General features: G+C 38.7%; 21 protein-coding genes and 1 pseudogene. 8 read left to right on the forward strand and 14 right to left on the reverse strand.

Annotated features, from left to right (window positions below):
- Positions 1 to 28: 28 nt before the first annotated feature.
- Positions 29 to 1,144, reverse strand: coding sequence for an S-(hydroxymethyl)glutathione dehydrogenase/class III alcohol dehydrogenase (locus B9T38_RS11770; protein ID WP_086196977.1), 1,116 nt, complete (start codon positions 1,142 to 1,144; stop codon positions 29 to 31).
- Positions 1,145 to 1,265: 121 nt separating this feature from the next.
- Here B9T38_RS11770 and B9T38_RS11775 point away from each other — a divergent pair, with 121 nt between their 5' ends.
- Together B9T38_RS11775 and B9T38_RS11780 are read left to right on the forward strand one after the other, a co-directional pair.
- The gene (locus B9T38_RS11775) at positions 1,266 to 2,825 is read left to right on the forward strand and encodes a phospholipase D family protein (RefSeq protein WP_086196978.1); all 1,560 of its coding nucleotides are present in this window, start codon (positions 1,266 to 1,268) and stop codon (positions 2,823 to 2,825) included.
- Positions 2,826 to 3,149: 324 nt separating this feature from the next.
- On the forward strand, positions 3,150 to 3,563 hold the full coding sequence (locus tag B9T38_RS11780) for a hypothetical protein (RefSeq protein ID WP_086196979.1): 414 nt from the start codon (positions 3,150 to 3,152) through the stop codon (positions 3,561 to 3,563).
- Between the two features lie 200 nt (positions 3,564 to 3,763).
- On the opposite strand, the gene B9T38_RS11785 is transcribed toward B9T38_RS11780, so the two are convergent.
- From B9T38_RS11785 to B9T38_RS11810, 6 genes are all read right to left on the reverse strand, one after another.
- Positions 3,764 to 4,357 (reverse strand): uracil-DNA glycosylase family protein, encoded by a 594-nt coding sequence (locus B9T38_RS11785; protein ID WP_086196980.1) that lies wholly within the window; start codon positions 4,355 to 4,357, stop codon positions 3,764 to 3,766.
- A gap of 30 nt (positions 4,358 to 4,387) precedes the next feature.
- The gene (locus tag B9T38_RS11790) at positions 4,388 to 5,098 is read right to left on the reverse strand and encodes an SGNH/GDSL hydrolase family protein (protein WP_086196981.1); all 711 of its coding nucleotides are present in this window, start codon (positions 5,096 to 5,098) and stop codon (positions 4,388 to 4,390) included.
- Positions 5,099 to 5,351: 253 nt separating this feature from the next.
- On the reverse strand, positions 5,352 to 6,095 hold the full coding sequence (locus B9T38_RS11795) for an SDR family oxidoreductase (RefSeq protein WP_086196982.1): 744 nt from the start codon (positions 6,093 to 6,095) through the stop codon (positions 5,352 to 5,354).
- 26 nt (positions 6,096 to 6,121) lie between these two features.
- Complete coding sequence (locus B9T38_RS11800) at positions 6,122 to 6,820, reverse strand: histidine phosphatase family protein (RefSeq protein WP_086196983.1); 699 nt, start codon at positions 6,818 to 6,820, stop codon at positions 6,122 to 6,124.
- Positions 6,817 to 7,938, reverse strand: coding sequence for a phosphotransferase family protein (locus tag B9T38_RS11805; RefSeq protein ID WP_086196984.1), 1,122 nt, complete (start codon positions 7,936 to 7,938; stop codon positions 6,817 to 6,819). The genes B9T38_RS11800 and B9T38_RS11805 overlap by 4 nt, the downstream gene beginning before the upstream one ends.
- A gap of 122 nt (positions 7,939 to 8,060) precedes the next feature.
- Positions 8,061 to 9,305 (reverse strand): acyl-CoA dehydrogenase family protein, encoded by a 1,245-nt coding sequence (locus tag B9T38_RS11810; protein ID WP_086196985.1) that lies wholly within the window; start codon positions 9,303 to 9,305, stop codon positions 8,061 to 8,063.
- A 94-nt stretch (positions 9,306 to 9,399) separates the two neighbouring features.
- Here B9T38_RS11810 and B9T38_RS11815 point away from each other — a divergent pair, with 94 nt between their 5' ends.
- Positions 9,400 to 10,317, forward strand: coding sequence for a LysR family transcriptional regulator (locus B9T38_RS11815; protein ID WP_086196986.1), 918 nt, complete (start codon positions 9,400 to 9,402; stop codon positions 10,315 to 10,317).
- Positions 10,318 to 10,660: 343 nt separating this feature from the next.
- Positions 10,661 to 11,215 (forward strand): thermonuclease family protein, encoded by a 555-nt coding sequence (locus B9T38_RS11820; RefSeq protein WP_086196987.1) that lies wholly within the window; start codon positions 10,661 to 10,663, stop codon positions 11,213 to 11,215.
- A gap of 127 nt (positions 11,216 to 11,342) precedes the next feature.
- Here B9T38_RS11820 and B9T38_RS11825 read toward each other — a convergent pair whose 3' ends face one another.
- On the reverse strand, positions 11,343 to 11,456 hold the full coding sequence (locus B9T38_RS11825) for a DUF2474 domain-containing protein (protein WP_086196988.1): 114 nt from the start codon (positions 11,454 to 11,456) through the stop codon (positions 11,343 to 11,345).
- Positions 11,457 to 11,682: 226 nt separating this feature from the next.
- Between B9T38_RS11825 and B9T38_RS11830 the strand changes: the two genes are divergently transcribed.
- Both B9T38_RS11830 and B9T38_RS11835 read left to right on the forward strand, forming a co-directional pair.
- The gene (locus B9T38_RS11830; RefSeq protein WP_086196989.1) at positions 11,683 to 12,120 is read left to right on the forward strand and encodes a MarR family winged helix-turn-helix transcriptional regulator; all 438 of its coding nucleotides are present in this window, start codon (positions 11,683 to 11,685) and stop codon (positions 12,118 to 12,120) included.
- Entirely contained in the window at positions 12,117 to 13,322 is a 1,206-nt protein-coding gene (locus tag B9T38_RS11835; protein WP_086196990.1) for an MFS transporter, read from the forward strand. The genes B9T38_RS11830 and B9T38_RS11835 overlap by 4 nt, the downstream gene beginning before the upstream one ends.
- Before the next feature lie 90 nt (positions 13,323 to 13,412).
- Here B9T38_RS11835 and B9T38_RS11840 read toward each other — a convergent pair whose 3' ends face one another.
- Positions 13,413 to 14,015, reverse strand: coding sequence for a nitroreductase family protein (locus tag B9T38_RS11840; protein WP_086196991.1), 603 nt, complete (start codon positions 14,013 to 14,015; stop codon positions 13,413 to 13,415).
- Between the two features lie 282 nt (positions 14,016 to 14,297).
- A complete protein-coding gene (locus B9T38_RS11845) occupies positions 14,298 to 14,789 on the reverse strand; it encodes a hypothetical protein (protein ID WP_086196992.1) in 492 nt (163 codons plus the stop codon).
- Positions 14,790 to 15,124: 335 nt separating this feature from the next.
- Here B9T38_RS11845 and B9T38_RS11850 point away from each other — a divergent pair, with 335 nt between their 5' ends.
- Together B9T38_RS11850 and B9T38_RS11855 are read left to right on the forward strand one after the other, a co-directional pair.
- Positions 15,125 to 15,343 (forward strand): hypothetical protein, encoded by a 219-nt coding sequence (locus B9T38_RS11850; protein ID WP_086196993.1) that lies wholly within the window; start codon positions 15,125 to 15,127, stop codon positions 15,341 to 15,343.
- 33 nt (positions 15,344 to 15,376) lie between these two features.
- Positions 15,377 to 16,222 (forward strand): hypothetical protein, encoded by an 846-nt coding sequence (locus tag B9T38_RS11855; RefSeq protein ID WP_086196994.1) that lies wholly within the window; start codon positions 15,377 to 15,379, stop codon positions 16,220 to 16,222.
- Between the two features lie 113 nt (positions 16,223 to 16,335).
- Here B9T38_RS11855 and B9T38_RS11860 read toward each other — a convergent pair whose 3' ends face one another.
- The 4 genes and pseudogenes from B9T38_RS11860 to B9T38_RS11870 form a co-directional block, all read right to left on the reverse strand.
- A complete protein-coding gene (locus B9T38_RS11860; protein WP_251992232.1) occupies positions 16,336 to 17,148 on the reverse strand; it encodes a DUF2971 domain-containing protein in 813 nt (270 codons plus the stop codon).
- Positions 17,149 to 17,972: 824 nt separating this feature from the next.
- Positions 17,973 to 18,101: a hypothetical protein gene (locus B9T38_RS17090; protein ID WP_286086730.1), complete on the reverse strand. Its 129-nt coding sequence runs from the start codon at positions 18,099 to 18,101 to the stop codon at positions 17,973 to 17,975.
- 22 nt (positions 18,102 to 18,123) lie between these two features.
- Entirely contained in the window at positions 18,124 to 18,501 is a 378-nt protein-coding gene (locus tag B9T38_RS11865) for a hypothetical protein (RefSeq protein WP_086196995.1), read from the reverse strand.
- Positions 18,498 to 18,986 (reverse strand): annotated as a pseudogene (locus B9T38_RS11870) (TIGR02594 family protein); the annotation flags it as partial. The gene B9T38_RS11865 and the pseudogene B9T38_RS11870, both read right to left, overlap by 4 nt.
- Positions 18,987 to 18,991: the final 5 nt, after the last annotated feature.

Here is an 18,991-nt window from a genome sequence, read left to right on the forward strand (position 1 = left end):
TTTTTATTTCGTTTTTATTTGAGAATGTTTAGTCTTCAAAATGGATCACGGTACGAATCGATTTACCATCATGCATTAACTCAAAGGCTTCGTTAATTTTTTCCAGTCCCATGGTATGAGTAACAAAAGGTTCAAGCTGAATATCTCCTTTCATGGCTTCTTCTACCATACCTGGCAATTGTGAACGGCCTTTCACTCCACCAAAAGCGGTGCCTTTCCAGGTACGGCCAGTGACCAGCTGGAATGGACGGGTTGAAATTTCCTGACCTGCACCCGCAACCCCAATAATGATGGATTGTCCCCAACCACGGTGAGCACATTCCAGTGCAGAACGCATCACATTGGTATTGCCAATACATTCAAAAGAATGATCTACACCCCAACCGGTTTTTTCAACAATCACTTCCTGAATCGGTTTGTCATAATCTTTTGGATTTAAAAATTCTGTCGCGCCAAACTGTTCAGCCAGTTTGAATTTTTCAGGATTGGTATCAATAGCAATAATGCGGCTGGCTTTGGCTTTTTTGGCACCTTGCACCACAGCCAGACCAATACCGCCCAGACCAAATACAGCAACGGTATCGCCTTCCTGAACTTTAGCAGTATTTTTTACCGCACCCAAACCTGTGGTCACGCCACAACCGAGCAAACATACATGCTCATGATTCGCTTCAGGGTTAATTTTTGCCAAAGAGACTTCAGCGACCACGGTATATTCACTAAAGGTTGAGCAACCCATATAGTGGTAAATCGGCTGCCCGTTATAAGAAAAACGGGTGGTGCCATCCGGCATCAAACCCTTACCTTGCGTTGCACGAACTGCGACACAGAGGTTGGTTTTACCCGATTTGCAGAATAAACATTCACCACATTCTGCAGTATAAAGTGGAATAACGTGATCGCCCGGTTTCACGCTGGTTACGCCTTCACCAACTTCCACTACAACACCAGCGCCTTCATGGCCCAATACTGCGGGAAACACGCCTTCAGGATCATCACCTGATAATGTAAAGGCATCAGTATGACATACACCAGTATGGCTAATTTTTACCAAAACCTCACCTGCTTTCGGTGGAGCAACATCAATTTCAACAATTTGGAGCGGTTGACCTGGACCAAATGCGACTGCAGCACGTGATTTCATGAATGATTCATCCTTTTTTGGTTCTTTAACAGATGAGCTACAGTAACCTCTTTTTATTGTCCGATTCAACCTATAACATGATGATAATATGTACTTATAACTTTATGACTTCATAACAATTATGCAGATTAGACCATCCATGCATGCTGTCATGTTTGCTGTTACAATTTTTACAATGACGGGGTGCGGTTTGCCGATGAATGAATCCAAAAAGCAGTCTCCCATTCAGGTGCATGCCGAGCACTGGTTAAACGGTTCCAATGTAGATACACAAATTATCCAGGGCCTTACCGCCTATCTTGCTTTAGATGATGCTTTTACCAGTATTGCTTCAAGGCTGCATTTGATTAATAAAGCAGAATATAATATCGATTTGCAGTATTACATCTGGGAAGATGACTCAATTGGTCACCTGATGCTGGCTGAATTGCTAAAAGCCGCTGATCGTGGGGTAAAAATCCGTTTATTGATTGATGACCAGAACGGCTCCCAACTCGATGCTACCTTAAAACAATTGGCACAACATCCAAACTTTGAAATTAAAATCTTTAATCCCTATACCTTTAGGGTCAGAAAACTGCGCGTGTTTGATTATATTTTTCGTTTCAAACAAATTAATCGCCGTATGCATAACAAGCTGATTATTGCCGATGGTGCCATAGCGGTGACCGGTGGCCGCAACATTAGCCGTGAATACTTTGAAGCCAGTGAGTCTTTCCAGTTTACCGATATGGACATTTTGTTTTATGGCACTGCCGTGAAGCATGCCAACAAAGTATTTCAGGACTTTTGGAGTGATGATTTAAGTTATCCTGTACCCCTGCTGTTGGGTAAAAGCCGTCCAGAACAGCTTGCCAAATTACGTCGATATTATGAGCTGACTGCCTTACAAAAAGACCAGCTAAAAAGGCGGATTGAACTGGCTGAAAAACAGATCACTGAACATCTAAAAGATCGTCCGATTAACTGGGCAAAAGCACATTTTGTCGCAGATTCACCCGATAAAATTCGCGCTCAGGCATCGGATAATCAACTGATTTACCGTCAAATAATGCAGCTTGTGGGAAAACCTGAACAGCATCTGGAGCTGGTCTCTGCCTATTTTGTCCCCACAAAAAAAGGCAGGGATTATTTAACCAGTTTAGTCCAAAACAACGTGAATGTTCGAGTGCTGACCAATTCATTCCTTGCCAATGACGTTCCTCTGGTACATGCCTTTTATAGACAATATCGCCATGATTTACTGAAAAACGGGATAAAATTATATGAATTTAAGCCCTATATAGAACGCAATAAACGGACCTGGTATGAAGTGATGACAGGTAATGTCATTCCAGCTAAAGGGAAAAACGCCTCCAGTTTGCATGCCAAGTTTTTGGATATAGATGGCATGGTGTTTATTGGTTCTGCCAATTTTGATCCCCGTTCCGCCAATTTAAATAGCGAAGTGGGACTGGTGGTCGAATCCGCTATGTTACAAGAACGAATTTCGAACGCTTTAGATAAATATTTACCGCTCATTGCCTATGAATTGAAACTTAATCCACAAGGTGAAGTGATTTGGATAGAGCATCATAAAGATGGAACTCGCACAGAGTATTCACATGATCCCCAATCGACCAGATTTCAGCGTTTTAGCATGCAAGCGGTGTCATCCCTCCCATTTGAATGGATGATGTAATGACAAATTAATGACATTAAAACACGCACAAGTCTTGTTTTTCTAAATCATCGAGTACTGGAAGATCAGCACGGGATCATATTGTGCTCATGAATCTACACAACCCGCCTTGATAAAATCTACAAGTCTATAATCCTCCCTGTCTCATCTATCAGACTGGGCACTTCCCTGATGAATATTTCTGCGAAAACTTATAAGAAATTAAATGTTATTTATATATATTTTAGATCAATCCATACAATGATTTTACTCGTTTCCTGATTTGATTTAACATGCCATTTTCGAGTTTTTAACTCAGTTCTCTCCCAATCGTGATCTTCTGCAATGCAATTTTTTGATTTAAGCCGTCAATTTAATTTAAGTGATATTTTAACCCCGTATAAAACGCTGGACGATTTAGGCCGCCAAGACTGGTTTTTAGCGAAAGTTCGTGTAGAGCATGACTGCCAGTCCGATTCTGAAATTGTTGAAGGTCAGGCCATTTTAAAATCCAATCAGAATGTACAGCTGGAACTGGAATGGCTGATTCAGGATACCGGTTTTGAACTCCAAGTCCTGTTTAAAGGCATTGAAACAGCAGCGAGTGAAGAAACTCTGGTGATGGTCAAAGGCGCAAAAATTATAGATGCTAATCAACAGGTCATTTCTGCTCAGGCCTTAAGGCTGTGGATTGACGGAACCCTGCTGCCAATGTTGCCAAATATCCGTAAAGAGATTAAATCCCGGTTAAATTTATAGGACTATGTTGAATATGATGGATAGCTTTTGTGGCCTACTCTGAATCACTTAAATTCCTTTTTAAATCTATTTATCATTTGAAAAGTTTTCGATGACATTCTTAAAGATATCAAAAACTTTTTCTAGCACAGCCTAAAATGGACAAAATACAGTCAGCATCCTTGGATGCGTTTAATTAACTCTTGATTTATTTAACTTACTTATAGTAAGCCTATTTCTTTAAACAACTGAGTGTAAGCTTCGGCCTTTTTCTCCAAAGCAAGTGGATAGGCACGGGATGAAGATGGCATCCGGTATAAAGTCAATTCACGTTCCGCAAAGTAGGTTTTTGAGGCATGACCAATTAACGGTTTTTCAGTATGTTCTGGCATTGAAAGCATCAAGGTATCGGTTGCTTTATCTCCAGTTGTCATGATGCTATTACACTCAGGAATCTGCTGTAGCAGCTTGTTTAAATCAGTTGCTTGAGCAATGTGCAGAAATTTATCCGAAGCATTGCCTTTTAAACGGATAATTTGGTACGCCGTATCAAAAATTGCGATGCCTTTTTCCATTAAAAAATCACGGATCTGCTGTTCCTTGAAATTTTTATTGGCAATATCTAAAAAGTGTTCTTTATTGCCAAAGAATACCAAACCAAAAATTTTCCACATGTCATTTTGGTAATTTGGATAATAAAACTCCATTTTCCAGCGGACTTTAGGTGGTGGAAAGCTACCCATCATCAGCAATCTGGCATTTGGGGGTAAAAAAGGTTCCAGTGGATGGGTTTCAATATTTGGTTCGGTGCTCATAACAGTCTATTTATCCGTATTCAGCTTAATTTAAAACATTTGACGGATTTTATCTGCTACCTGTTTGCCCCAAAGTGTATAAATTTCCTTGCTGGGATGAAAACCATCCTTTGCCATTTCCAGATTGAGGCTTTTAAAATGTTGCAAATCATATTCAATCCATTGCATATTGCCATTCTGCCGAACAAATTTGGCAAGATTTTTATTCATGCCTTTGGCATATTGTCCAAATAACCAGGCCAGTGGATGAGGTAATGCAGGAAACATGTTCATCGGTGGCACGCCAGATGCAATAATTAATTCAGGCGTGAATTTCTGGTTAATTTCTGCATAAAGTTGTTGCTGCTTTTGAATCCAGTCTTTAGGTGAGGTCAGTTTGGTAATATCGTTTACCCCGACAGAAGTAATGACCACATCGAAGTGTTGATTGGGCATATTCTTTACCGTCTGAATCACTTGTCCGCTGGTATGACCAGTGGTAGCTTCAAGTTGATAACTGATTTCATAGCCATCTTTTAACTGCTTCAGCACTGCACCGAGTAAAGCATCTTCCTGAGTTGCAACACCAACTCCAGCCGCAGCCGAATCTCCTAAAATTAAAATAGACAGCATTTTTCCAGTTCCAACTGTCCCCTGACGTTGTCCTTCTGGTTCTGCTAAACGTAGAGTATTTTTCTTAACGGCATTGCCTTGAATAATCAGGGATGGAATCAGAACGATGGTTGAAATTTTTAACAGCATACAAAATAAGATTCACAATGATATCTGTATCAATATAGGAGTTTATGGGGTGAGAAGCATTGACTTAAATTACAATAAGTTTCATCTAATTAAATAGTGAATGGCTGCATCAGGTCAGTAGCGATCTAGGGCTGAGGGTGGTCGATATCTGCTGAATCTGCTGATGATGTTATTTTTTTATCGAGCTTAGTTTTACAATGTTTTTCCCGCGTATAAAAAAAGCCCATTGAATGAGCTTTTTAGAATCCAAAAATTAACCTAACTTATTAACCAGTTTCAGTGGCAATACTTTCATGGCCAAGCCTAAAGGTAACCAAGGCCACTGTGGAACGTAGGCTTTAACCGGTGCTTTTTCAATGGCCTTGACCAGTAAATGTGAACCGGTTTTTTCATCCACTTCAAAAGGCAGTTTTTTCGCACCTTCATTCAGTTCTGTACGGATATAACCCGGGAAAATGGTAGTGACTTTAATCGGGGTATCAATCAACTCGGCACGGATGCCTTCAGCCAAATGCGCAACTCCTGCCTTACTGGCTCCATACGCGGTTAAATGTTTCGGCATGCCACGCATCGCGCTCATGGAAGAAATCATCACCAGATGCCCTGCATTTTGCGCACGGAAAATTTCCACTGCGGCTTCACATTGTGCCAAAGCTGAAATAAAGTTGGTTTCGACAGTGGCTTTGTTAATTTCAAAATTACCTTTACCAATCCGGCGACCTTCACCCACACCGGCATTGACAATAATACGGTCGATGGTGCCAAATTCCTCTTTAAATGCACGGAACACTTCAAAGACTTGGTCGTAATGGGTCACATCTAAGGTTTTGGCTATGACTTTTATGCTGTATTTGCTTTCCAACTCTTGTTTTAAAGTTTCCAAACGCTCCAAACGACGGGCGCAGATGGCAAGGTTATAGCCTTTTTGTGCAAATTCACGTGCCATACCTGCACCAATCCCTGAACTTGCACCGGTAATTAAAATTGTTTTTGCCATGTTTTCTTCCTTTGCTATTTTTTTAATCAGATCCAGGTCAGTAAGCCGGGATCTTCGGCTTTAATAAAATGGTGTTCATTCAAGCTCAGTAATTGTGGTTCATTTCCCACTAGACGCAGTGTGGTCATGCTGGTATTGGCGATTGCCCAGTTTAAGGCAAAAGTTCGGTTAGCATTCAGCTCTAACAGTTTTCCTGCAGCCACCGAAATCACCCCGCCAGAGGTAAACACTACGGCATAACGCGGTTTTATTTTAGCCAGTTCATCACATAAGTTTTGCAATGCTGTTTCAACCCGGTTTTTAAAATGCGGCCAAGATTCATCATATTCATGATGATAGTCACCACCCGTCCAGCGCTCAATCGCCCCTTCAAAAATTTTAGCCAGGTAAGCCCGAGGATTATCTTCCTTGGCGACATCCTGCTTTAACAGATGCGGTTCATTAAAACGTGGTTCGTATCTGGCAAAAACCTGCTGGTGATTAAATTCATTCCATGCACTATCGGTCTGAATCTCAGCCTCAGGAAAACATTGTGCCAAAGTCAAGTGGGCTGTCTGTTGATGACGTTGCATCGAACCTGACACCACATAAGGTGCTTCTTTTAGAATCTGGTCGAAATATTGCCCTAATAATTTCGCCTGTAATTCACCGTTGGGAGAAAGCTGGTCATAACTTTCAGCCCCGAAAGAGGCTTGCCCGTGACGAATCAGATAAATTGTGGTCATGTCAGCATCAATTCCTTAAATTTCGCAATATATTTTTGAGCCAGTTCATTGGCCTCAAGTTTTTGTAGACCAATCAATTTAAGCGCACGGATATGCAAGGCATGAATCACTACCCAGAAATCCTTAAAGGCTGGATTATTGGTCTGTTTATGGTAGTAGCGGTAATAGATTTGCTGCGCAATCACGGCCAAACGAAAAATACCGAACACTTCATAAAAGGTCCAGTTATCTGTTTGCAAGCCAGTTTTTTGCAAATAATAATCCACCACTTCCTGACGCGTGAACATACCTTTTAAATTGGTGGGCTGACGACGCGTGGCTTTAAAAATTTGATTGTCACTTTCTTCAACCCAATACGCGAGGGCTGAACCCAAATCCATTAAAGGGTCGCCGAGGGTTGCCATTTCCCAGTCTAGAACGCCAATCACTTGTGTCGGATGCTTCGGATCTAAAATTACATTATCAAAACGCCAGTCATTATGAATGACACAGGTTTTTGAATCGGCAGGAATATTGTCTTTTAGCCAGTTTCGGACATATTTAAAAGACGGTACATTTAGGGTTTTGGCTTTTTCATAGCGGGCATCCCAGCCTTCTACCTGACGACGACAATAGCCTTCGCCCTTGCCGAGCTTTTCCAGTTCTGTCCCTGCATAAGGCACCTGATGCAACTCAATCAATTTATCAATGACATTGATGCACAGTTCACGGACCTGAGCTTCATTAAAGTTGAGCTCTTTGGGTAAATTGGCACGTGGAATAATGCCTTCCACACGTTGCATGACATAGAAATCACAGCCAATCACCGATTCATCCTGACAGAGCGCCACCATTTCAGGCAGTACAGGATAGAATGGTGCCAGATTTTTTTGCACATTGTATTCACGTGCCATGTCGTGTGCAGATTTGGCTTTGGTTCCTTTAGGGGGACAGCGTAAAATCAAGTCCGTATTGTCGTATTTCAAACGGTAAGTCCAGTTGGATGCTCCACCTGAATATTGTGTAACTTCGGCTTGACCCTGTAAATCAGTTCCTTGTGCTTTGAGCCAATTCTCAACAGCAATGACATCCAGTTCTTCGCCTTGACGAACCTTCCCACCCACATCAATCACTGACATTGTTATTTCCCTAAATCATCAATGTTATAACACTTCATCGCTTACTTATTTATACCCGTTTAATTTCTCATAAACAGCAAAATTTTCAGGCAAGTGATAAGCAGCCTCAACTATTTATGTAATTAATCTTTTTTCCGACCTGAACTGTAACCGCGTTTTGCCAGTTCAAGTTTAGCAATCATGCCTTTATGCACTTCATCCGGGCCATCAGCCAAACGTAAGCTTCGAGCCTGAGCAAAGAATCCTGTTAGAGGTGTATCACGAGAAACACCAGCACCACCGTGTATCTGTATGGCCATATCCACGACTTTTTCCAGTACGCTTGGTGCAACCACTTTAATTGCTGAGATTTCAGTCAATGCTGCCATATTACCTAAAGTATCCATCTTGTAAGCAGCATAAAGTGTAAGTAATCGTGCCTGGTCAATGGCTACCCGTGCTTCTGCAACACGTTCCAGATTGCCACCCAGCTTTAAAATTTCTTTGCCAAAAGCAGTACGACTCATACCACGATCAATCATCAACTCTAAAGATTTTTCTGCTGCACCGATACAACGCATACAATGATGAATACGACCTGGCCCTAAACGGCCTTGCGCAATTTCAAAACCCTGACCTGCACCACCAATAAAATTGGCTACTGGCACACGTACATTATTAAAGCTGATTTCGCCGTGACCATGTGGCGCATCATAGTCCCCAAACACTGGCAGCATGCGTTCAATTGTTACGCCCGCAGTATCTACAGGAACCAAAACCATGGAATGTTGATGATGACGGTCTTTACTTTCATCAGGCGTATGCGCCATAAAAATGATGATTTTTGCATTGGGATCGCCCAAACCTGACGACCACCATTTACGGCCATTCAGAACTATTTCGTCTCCCTCGACCACCGCCGTAGCCTGCATATTGGTGGCATCAGAAGATGCCACAGCAGGTTCAGTCATACAAAATACTGAACGAATTTTGCCTTCCAATAATGGTGTGAGCCATTGCTGTTTTTGTTCTTCAGAACCATAGCGCCACAACACTTCCATATTGCCACTGTCTGGTGCATTACAGTTAAAGACCGTTGGTGCAAGCAAGCTACGACCGGAAAGTTCGGCAATGTGTGCATATTCCTGAACTGATAAGCCTTGCCCCAATTCTGGACATGGCAAAAACATATTCCAAAGACCCGCTGCCTTGGCCTTATTTTTTAATATTTCAAGTTGAGTGGGCCATTGCCATGTTGTCCAGTCTCCCCCTTGATTGAGCTCATGGACATCATTCCAAAACTCGGTTTCAACCGGTTCAATTTCTTCTTTAATGAACTTTTTGGTTCTTTCAATATAGTCTTGTGCACGTGCTGATAATTCAAACATGGCGACTTTCCTTCAAATATTATGTTTTATACGCTTTACAACACCATAACCCGAAAACTATTATGAATAAAATGATTTAATTCAATATCACACTATGAACAATATTCATAATAAAGCAGTCATTGATATGGGGAATTTTCACCGTATAGACATTAACTTGTATCCCTTATTTATTGCAGTGTATGAACAAAAAAGCATATCCAAAGCCGCGCAGATTTTATGTATCAGTCAATCGGCCGCCAGTCATGCCTTACAGCGTTTAAGACAGCATTTGCAGGATGATTTATTTGCACGTGCTGGCAGTAAAATGTTGCCCACACCGTTTGCCGAGCAGATTTATCCTGCAATTAAAAATGCGCTGTTTACCATTCAAAATATTTCAATGCAAAAGCAGAGTTTTGAACCAAGCATGGTCCAAAGTTTGAAAATTGCGGTCCATGATGAAATTGAACCGATGATTTTTCCCAAACTGGTGCAGCACTTTCAAGGTCTAAATTTAGAAATTCAATTTTTCAGTAGCAAATTAGACCGTAAAACGCTTGTCACAGATCTCGCCACCCAGCAAATAGACTTTGTCATTGATCTGGAACAAAACTTCGGTGAGAAAATTCAATTTCAGAAACTGGTACAAGATCAATTTGTGGTATGTACGCAGCAACCTGAAATGACAGAACAGCTTTATCTCGCTGCTCCACATATTGGAGTTTCATCACGCCGAACTGGAGTTTTGGTTGAAGATATTTATTTAAACCGCAAACAACTGTCACGACAGATTTTTTTACGTTGTCAGCATTATTTAACCGCTTTACAAATTTTGCTACAAAACCCGCAGTTCGTTTTAACTATTCCTCAAAATTTGCTTAGTTATTTACAAGTTTCTACTACATTAAATATTTTTGCAGTGCCTGTGGACTTGCCGCTAATTACTTTGGGGATGTATTGGCATAAAGATTTGGAAGAAAATTCGCGTCATCAATTTTTGCGCAGTGAAATAACCAAAATTTTTACTTAGGCTATTTTAATGGATCTATTATTCTGCTTAGGCTATTTATAAGTACAATCAACAGCTTTCATCTCAGAAAGGAAGCGTTTTATGACTAATTTTTTGCATAGTAAAAGATAAATGCTTAGGCTATTTTGAGTATTTATTATGGATCTGAATGATTTTTTATGCAGATATCACCTTTTACTGAATAAATAACCGAAATGCTGAACTGGCAAGGCTTTTAATGCTATTTGACTATTTCTCAAGCCATTATTTTTGAGAATTTCTATTAATATAGTAGCTCATTTTTTATCTTTTTATTGTTGAATCTGGACTGGTATTTTCAAGTCAAATTCCACAAATTTTATCTATGTTGGCAAATCTCTCCCCTGTTTGGCTCATTATCTTGGGCATGCTGCTTTGTGCAGTGCTGTTTTTTATCTTCCGCAAAATTCACGCTTTCCTTACCGATGTATTTAAACCGTTTAAAAAAGGAAAAAAATACTGGTGCAAAGTCATTGCGGTGAGTGATGGCGATACCATCACCTGTACGCGCTATAACTTGCGTCGCTCAGAAACCAAACTACGTTTTGCCTATATTGATGCTCCCGAATCAACACAAACCTATGGCAAGGAATCTCAGCGTCTGGTTAAAAAAATGGTGTATTACAAACTGGTTCGTGTCGAGATTACCGATGTCGATCGCTATGGGCGCTACGTTGGCGTCATTTACCGTTTTAGACGAAATATCAATCAGGAACTGGTCAAACGCGGCGCGGCATGGGTGTATGAGGAATATATTAAAAACCCGACGCAAAAACAGAAATGGTTAGCTCTACAACTTCAGGCCAAGAAGCAGAAAAAAGGCTTATGGAAAAATTCGCATCCGGTACGCCCTAGTGTTTATCGTAAGCGAAATAAATAGAATTTCAGAACAGATAAATCATTATCTTCAAATATAGATTTGGGTGTGATCTCATGGATCAAACTTGCGGGTTAAATAATAAAGTGGCTTGTTTAAAACAAACCACTTTAAAATTTATTATCAACAATTAAAGATAATAATCCAGTTGAACAAGCAGTCGGAATGCTCCAGCAACCAATGCTAATGCAAAAAATCCACCTAGCCACAACACAATAAACCACTGCATCTGTGAAAGTTTCATATTTACTCCTTAATGATAGCCTTCATCACCAATGCGCACTTGGTCGCGGAACACCCAGTAATACAAACCGGTATAAATAATTTTGAAATGCAACTTATTACTGAGAATTGAAGTGCCTTGATTCTGTCATTTTCAGAATAAATCATTCTTGCTCTCTGACTAATACTTGAACAATCAACTCAACAGGCGTAAAGTTATCTCAATTTAGTTACCCTGGCTAACTATTATGCCAAATCGACTTAACTTTCGTGCTTCATTACTGCGCTGTGCGCGTTTAATGAGTGATGAAATCAATACCATTTTGCTTCCACATCAGCTGAATTATTCATTGTGGCAGGTGCTGTATGTCATACAGCTTAAGCAAGGCTGTACCTCTATCGACATTGCTGAATACCTGAATGTTTCCAAACCTTCGATTGCAAAACGTATTCATGCATTAATACAATTGGAGGTTTTGGATCAGGTCGACACTGAAGATAAACGGCAAAAAAAACTGATTCTAAGCATTAAAGGTCAACAACTTTTTGCCGCGTGCTCTGAAAAACTGAACCTGTTTGAACAACGGCTGCTATTGCCTTTAGATCAGGCTGCGCAAAATAGTACCTTAAACACGCTACATAAACTTATGGATCATCTGCAAGAAATGAAAGGTGGTCAGTCATGAGTGAACATACGCCCTTATGGACAAGAAATTTTATTCTTGTCAGCTCGATTAACTTTCAGCTGGTTCTGACCTTTTATCTGCTAGTGGTGGTTATTGTCGGCTACGCAATTGCTGAGCTTGGTGCAACTACGGCACAAGCGGGTTTGGTCTCGGGTCTGTTTATCGTCGGTACGCTGATTGGTCGTTTATTTGTCGGTCAGTTTCTGGAACGTTTTGGTCACAAAATCACCATGATTGTGGGTTTAATTGGATTTTTGATTTTTTCCGGATTCTATTTTATTCCCATGAATGTCGCTGCCTTGCTGGGTGTGCGTTTCATGCATGGTTTTATGATGGGTATGGCATCGACTGTATTGGGCACCATCATCGCGCAGATTTTACCGCCGACCCGTCGCGGTGAAGGGATTGGTTACTACAGCATGAGCAGTACATTAGGTACTGCGATTGGCCCGTTCCTGGCCATCTGGATGATGTTGCACGTCGGCTATACTGCGATTTTTGCCTTATCTAGCATGGTCGCTATGAGCTGTTTAATCGTGGCTTTGCTGATTGAAGTACCTAACTTGCCACAACATACTAAAACTGTTGAAACTCAGGTCAGTGTGCAAAAGCCAAGTTTCATTTCCCAATTTATTGAAATGAAAGCTTTGCCGATCTCGATCATCATGTTATTTACATCGATTTGTTATTCTGGGGTTTTATCCTTTATTAATTTCTATGCCAAAGAAATTGATCTGGTTGAAACAGCTTCTTTCTTCTTCTTGATGTATGCGATTGCGATTTTATTTTCACGTCCATTTACCGGCCCACTGATGGATCGTAAAGGTGAAAATATCATTATGTATCCCGCATTTATCATTATGGCATTGGCCTTGCATTTGCTTAGTCAGGCACATAGTCCGATGACCTTGTTGCTTTGTGCAGGTTTGCTCGGTCTGGGCTATGGCAACATTCAGTCAGTTTGTCAGACTGTTGCTGTGAAAAGTACCACACTGGACCGTATGGGCTTTGCTACCTCGACATTCTTCATTTTCCTCGATGCAGGTCTTGGTTTTGGTCCCTACTTTATTGGTATGACGCTGGATTATATCAATTACGCGCAGCTGTATATGTATAGCGCGATTGCAGCTTTGATCTGTATTGGTTTCTACTATGTATTACATGGACATAGAGTGAAAAGTAAAGCCGTTAAAGCTGCTTAATCATTTTCCAATACCGCCAGGAAAAATTAAAACCATTGGCTAAAATATATGAAATCCCCTTTTATAAAGGGGATTTCGAAAAATTATGAATTACTTAAATACCTTAAAACGCGTTGCATCATCTATATAAGCTTTATCTTTGGCTTCACCTTCTACTGAACCAAAGACCAGCTGGGCACGCAGTTTCCAGGAGGCTGGAATTTCCCATTCCGCATGTACCTGTTCATCCACGATCGGGTTATAGTGCTGAAGTGAAGCGCCTAAACCTTCAGTATGTAAGGCGGTCCAGGTTGCGAACTGGGCAATGGCTGTTGAGTGCTCTGCCCAGATCGGGAAATTCTCTGCGTAAGACGGGAACTGCTCTTGCAGACCTTTAATCACATCCATATCTTCAAAGAATAAAACGGTACCCACACCTGCGGCAAAACTGTCCATTTTGGCACTGGTTTTTGCTGCACTTTCTTCATCTTTGGCATAAGACTTGAGTTTTTCTTTCACAAAATTCCAAAATTTTTCGTGCTCGGCATTAAACAAAATCACGGCACGTGAAGACTGCGAATTAAAAGAGGATGGACTCTGTTTGATCGCATGCTTAATCAAATCAGTTAAATACTCTGGGCTTTGCTCTACATTTTTACCGACTGCATAAATGGTACGGCGTTTCTTAATTAAATCTAAAAACTGATTCGACATTGAATGAAATCCTGTGATATTTCTTCGCGAAAATTTGAAACAATCTACCCTCACTGTTAATAAAATGTGAAATATCTACTTTTATAACAATATTCAGGTAAATGTGTTGCTGTCTTACCATATGCAATAATAATTCCAATTTCTAGTACATTTTATTGATAATTAAATCTTTAATTTTTTATATAGAAGCGGATAGCTCGTTTAAGTCTGTCTTTTTACATATAAAACACTCATAAAAAATCCCCCAATATTTGGAGGATTATGATCGCTTTTTAGACTACTCTAAAATTTAGCATTTAACACATTTTGCGGAACTTTATGCTTCCACAGATCACGCAGTGTAGGCAAATAGAATTTTTCACCAATTTCAACCAGTTCTGCATCAATCAGTGCATGAATTTCGTGCATAAACAGATAATCGAGTTCTACAGTTTTCAATTTATGGTTGTTTTTCGCAAACTCTTTCCGCTTTTGCTGCGCAGTTTTAACTAGCTGATCCGCATAGCTTTTATTTTTAAATTGAGAAATCGCATTTAAACGTAATTCAATCACGCCCCAGCCGCTGAGTAATAATTTGAACAATTCAAAATCTTCAGTGGTCGATTCCCAGGTCATTTCATCCAGATTTTCATCGCCAGGCAGAACCGGAAGCAATAATTCCATCACACTCGGAAAAATCTTTTTAAAATTCAAAATAAATTTAACAGGATGCTCACCTGGATAATCCTTAAATTGCACCTTTTTCTGAACATCTGTTAAATAAATATCGAGCATTGAAAATTTCCGCATGTAAGTTACTGTATTCAATAAGTTTAAAAATAGCCTATCAAAATTCTATCAAAACTTTAGAAAAACAGTATTTTGAAGTGTTGCGTATTTTAGCAATTATGACAATTTATTCAACGCTAAATTGAGCTTTACAAAACCCTAAAATTGGGGCGTAATCCACATCAATAGGCCTAATATGAAAGTATCTGATCTGTCTTTTGATCAACTATTTATTGCTATATGGAAAGTATCTGATCTGTCTTTTGATCAACTATTTATTGCTATATGGAAAGTATCTGATCTGTCTTTTGATCAACTATTTATTGCTATATGGAAACGATATGAAATATAAAAATCCAACTGATAAAGAGCTCACTCAAAAATTAATCCCTGAAAGATTCATTCCGCCAAAACCACCAGAACTCGAAGGTAAAAATGTTGAATATATTTTTGATAGCGAGGACTCATTCAATTTAACCTATGATGAGTTAGTTGAGATTGTAGGAAAAGCACGTTTAGCTGGACCGAGAATGGTTCCGGTATTGGGTAACATAGACTAAAACATAGAATGATGAATAAGGACAAAATTTTAGATGATGACTTTTCTGTATGGTAACAGCGATTTTAATGATCTTCTTCAAGAGTGCTATTTAACTCAGTCTTCTATGTTATCTGGAATAGAGTTTCTTACAAAAGCAAATATTTATGACAATAAAGATGGTTTATTCTATTCTTCTTTTTTTAATTTAAGTATCGGGATAGAGCGATTTTTAAAAATAGCCTTACTATCAGAGTACATGTATACAAATAATTTTCAAAAACCAGAAGTTAGTTTTTTGAAAGACAAGAGTCATAATCTTATAAAACTTTTTAATAGCTGTGCTGAAATAGTAAAAAAGTACAATATACCAATCAAGCCACTAGATAATAAACATCAGGCTTATGACTTATTTAATTTTTTAAGTTCATATGCCACAAAGACACGTTACCAAAATCTGGACAAATTAACCAATAAATATGAAAAATATGAAAAACACCCAATACATAGTTGGGCAGATATATCTGAAAGCTACTTAAGAAAGTATGTAAAAAGCGAAAAAATAGAATCAGAGTTATTGAAACATTATAATAAGTATCCAAATGCTACTGGATTCACTTATTATCTGGACTTTAGTGGACACCCATTGCTAAGCGTTGATCTACTCATGTATCAATACATAATAAAAAAATCTAAGCCCTATATACTTAATGATTTAATACAAACGCTAAGACCTATCTATAGAATGCTAGATGAAATATCATTCAACTGTAATAATGGATCAAATTCAGATTTAAATGGACCTGTCAGATTTCCTTACTATGGTGATTTATTTCCATTTTTTTATGCTGACTTAAATCTTTTTAAACGTGTAAAAAGCTGGATTAATAGATATTCATAAACTTTTATTAAAAATCCTAATCATGTCTGATTGGGATTTTTAACAACATTTAAGATAATAATTTTTATAAGATGGTATTATATTCATTTAGAGTAGTCTGAACATCTTAAAAATCACAGTATCTTAATCAATTTTTTAGTTAAGTTCCATGACTTGGTGTCAACAGAAACAGAATAGACCTTTCCCCCTTTTTCCTGAATTTTATTTAAAAGCTCTATGACATTTTCATCTTGATTTTTAAAGTAAGGATTTCTAGCACCCAAGTATACTTCTTTAATTTTAATTTGATGATCATAAATTTTTAGACCAGCAATTTTTACTTTGCTATAACCAGGCTTGTTCTCTTCAGAAGGGATTGAATATCTATTATATGGGTTTTCCCAGTATTCTTGCATCTCCATAGCTATAGAAGCAACACGTTTTACAATACGAACTTCTTCCTCATAGCTCCATATCGTATCTTTATTTAGAAATAGATGATCTATTAATTCTCTAGATTTGTGATCTTTCTTATCATATAAACCATCTATTGCATTACATAAATTGGTGGTTAGTTTTGTAGAGGCCTTTAAAAATGGCTTAGTTTTTGTATATATGACATTCCCTTTGTGTACTGGAATTAAATTGCTATCTTCACTTTTAAAAAAAGGAGTTTCTACATCATAACCAATTACAAAACCTTTATGCTCTTCCCCATAATGAGCCCACATTAAAGAATTTAAGGGGGTTCTTGTTAGACTTAAAATAGCTACATTATTTAAAGTTTTTTGAATGCGATCTTTGGTAAAAGCTTTTCCTTCTATAACACTCGCTTCAAATGGATCATTGAAGTAAGTGGGTGTCCTAAAACCGACTCTTTCACTTTCTAAAGCACATTTCCCAGAACTAAATCCATAATATTTATATAAAATCATTATCTTATTCACATAATTTTCATTTAAATTTTAAATATTATCTTACACCATTAATTAAGATAAGCTAATAATTTGATTTGATTAGCATTATTTTAATTTTTGGTATATTCCGCCACTGAATATTATTTGAATAGTGTACAAAATAGCCAACAGAAACTAGCTGTAGTTTCTCAATTGCCTACTCCATGGCTATTGTTTATAAGCCCACGCTGTCTTTCCTGTAGTGGGCTTTTTTTTATATTGGGGAAAGCTGTATACCTTACTTAATTCCACTCTGCACCGTTGCTGTATATAGGTATGGGATGTGAGTTGGGTTTAAAGAGTTCAGTTAAAAAGTGGTGGGATATGATTAAGAAAATTATTAGATCTATTTTTTGCAAGCATGATTACAAATTGATTCGAACTATTCATGATGATCAGATCAATTGCCTAGATGTTCGTAGTCAGTGGCAATGTGAAAAGTGTAAATGGATCACATATAGTCGTTATTTAGATCGAATTAAATAAAGCCTATCTCACCATAATTAAAATATGCTGATGGTGCCCTCACAAATAAAGGTACCATGTCGAGCAATATATCGAAATGCTTGATTGTTGCTTGCTTAACTAAGAAGAAATCTTTCTTAGTTCGACATAATGATTAACACAATTCAACTTATTTAAGATTTAAGTTTTTGATAAACAAATGAAATGCTTTAACATTTTTTCAGACATTTAAACTTATGATTTGCTTGATTTGAACTTGCTTAAAGAGAGTCAAACTCACTTGTTTCTATAATTTACTCAAAAATGAGAAACAAATGTTCCGATTCTTACTTCATATAATTAAAAAGCCATCATTTAGATGGCTTTTCTACAGCATCAATCAATGCCTTTTTACCTTGAGCACATTCTACATATTTACGTCGATCATCGACCATCACACGTAGTACTTCTGCCCCGGTGCCTGATTCAAGTTTTCTCAATTCAGGACACTCTTGCTTTAAATTAGCTGGAATCTGTAATGCCTGTGGTTGCGGCTTCGTTGACCACTGACATGCCGTCAGCATCAAGGCACACGTCACTATACACAGGACGCTCAATGATTTTTTCGACTTGAGTATTAATAATCTCTGTGCGCACACGCTCAGCTTGTTTTGCTTCCTCATGTTGTTCACTCACTTTATTTGCATTGGCTTGAGCTACTTTTTCAGCATCTTTATAAGGTTTAAGTACTTTTTCTACGCGCGCATCACAGTCGCTTTGCGCTTTACGTAAATCACCAGCAAGGCCATTGGCATACCAGATATAACCTAAAATAAAGACCAGTAAAGCTAGGATGATCCATTTATAAAATGGAGCAAGAAATGCATCAATTACATTCATGCTTCTGTCACCTTCGTTGCTGAAACGTTTTTAATTAATGGCAAGTTATAACGTAATGCTGCCGGTGCATTGGTTTTGCCATACCAGTAGTATTCAAGATCGGATGGGTCGAATAGTGCATAGCTCACCGAGTTATTTTGATTCCCCCCATAACCTACAATTTTTCCAGATGATGTTTTGCCGACTACAAAAAATACATGACCACCGCCTTGTCGAGTTTTGGTAGCAATACAACCATAGGCCGGCTTGGCTAATTTTTTCTTATCGTTACGATATGCCAGTGCACGATAGAATGTAGGAGGATATTCAATACCAGCACGCTTTAAACAAATAGCAACGAATACACCACACCATGGAGTCTCATCTTCTGACCACCATGCCTTTAGCTCTTTTAGCCAATTCAGAACTGTTGGGTTATGTTGCGTTTTACTGGTATTTTCTTTTAAACCATTGTGTTTATAAGCTTCTTGCATCCAGGATAATTCTGGGC

This window comes from Acinetobacter sp. ANC 4218, assembly GCF_002135245.1.
Lineage (GTDB): Bacteria > Pseudomonadota > Gammaproteobacteria > Pseudomonadales > Moraxellaceae > Acinetobacter.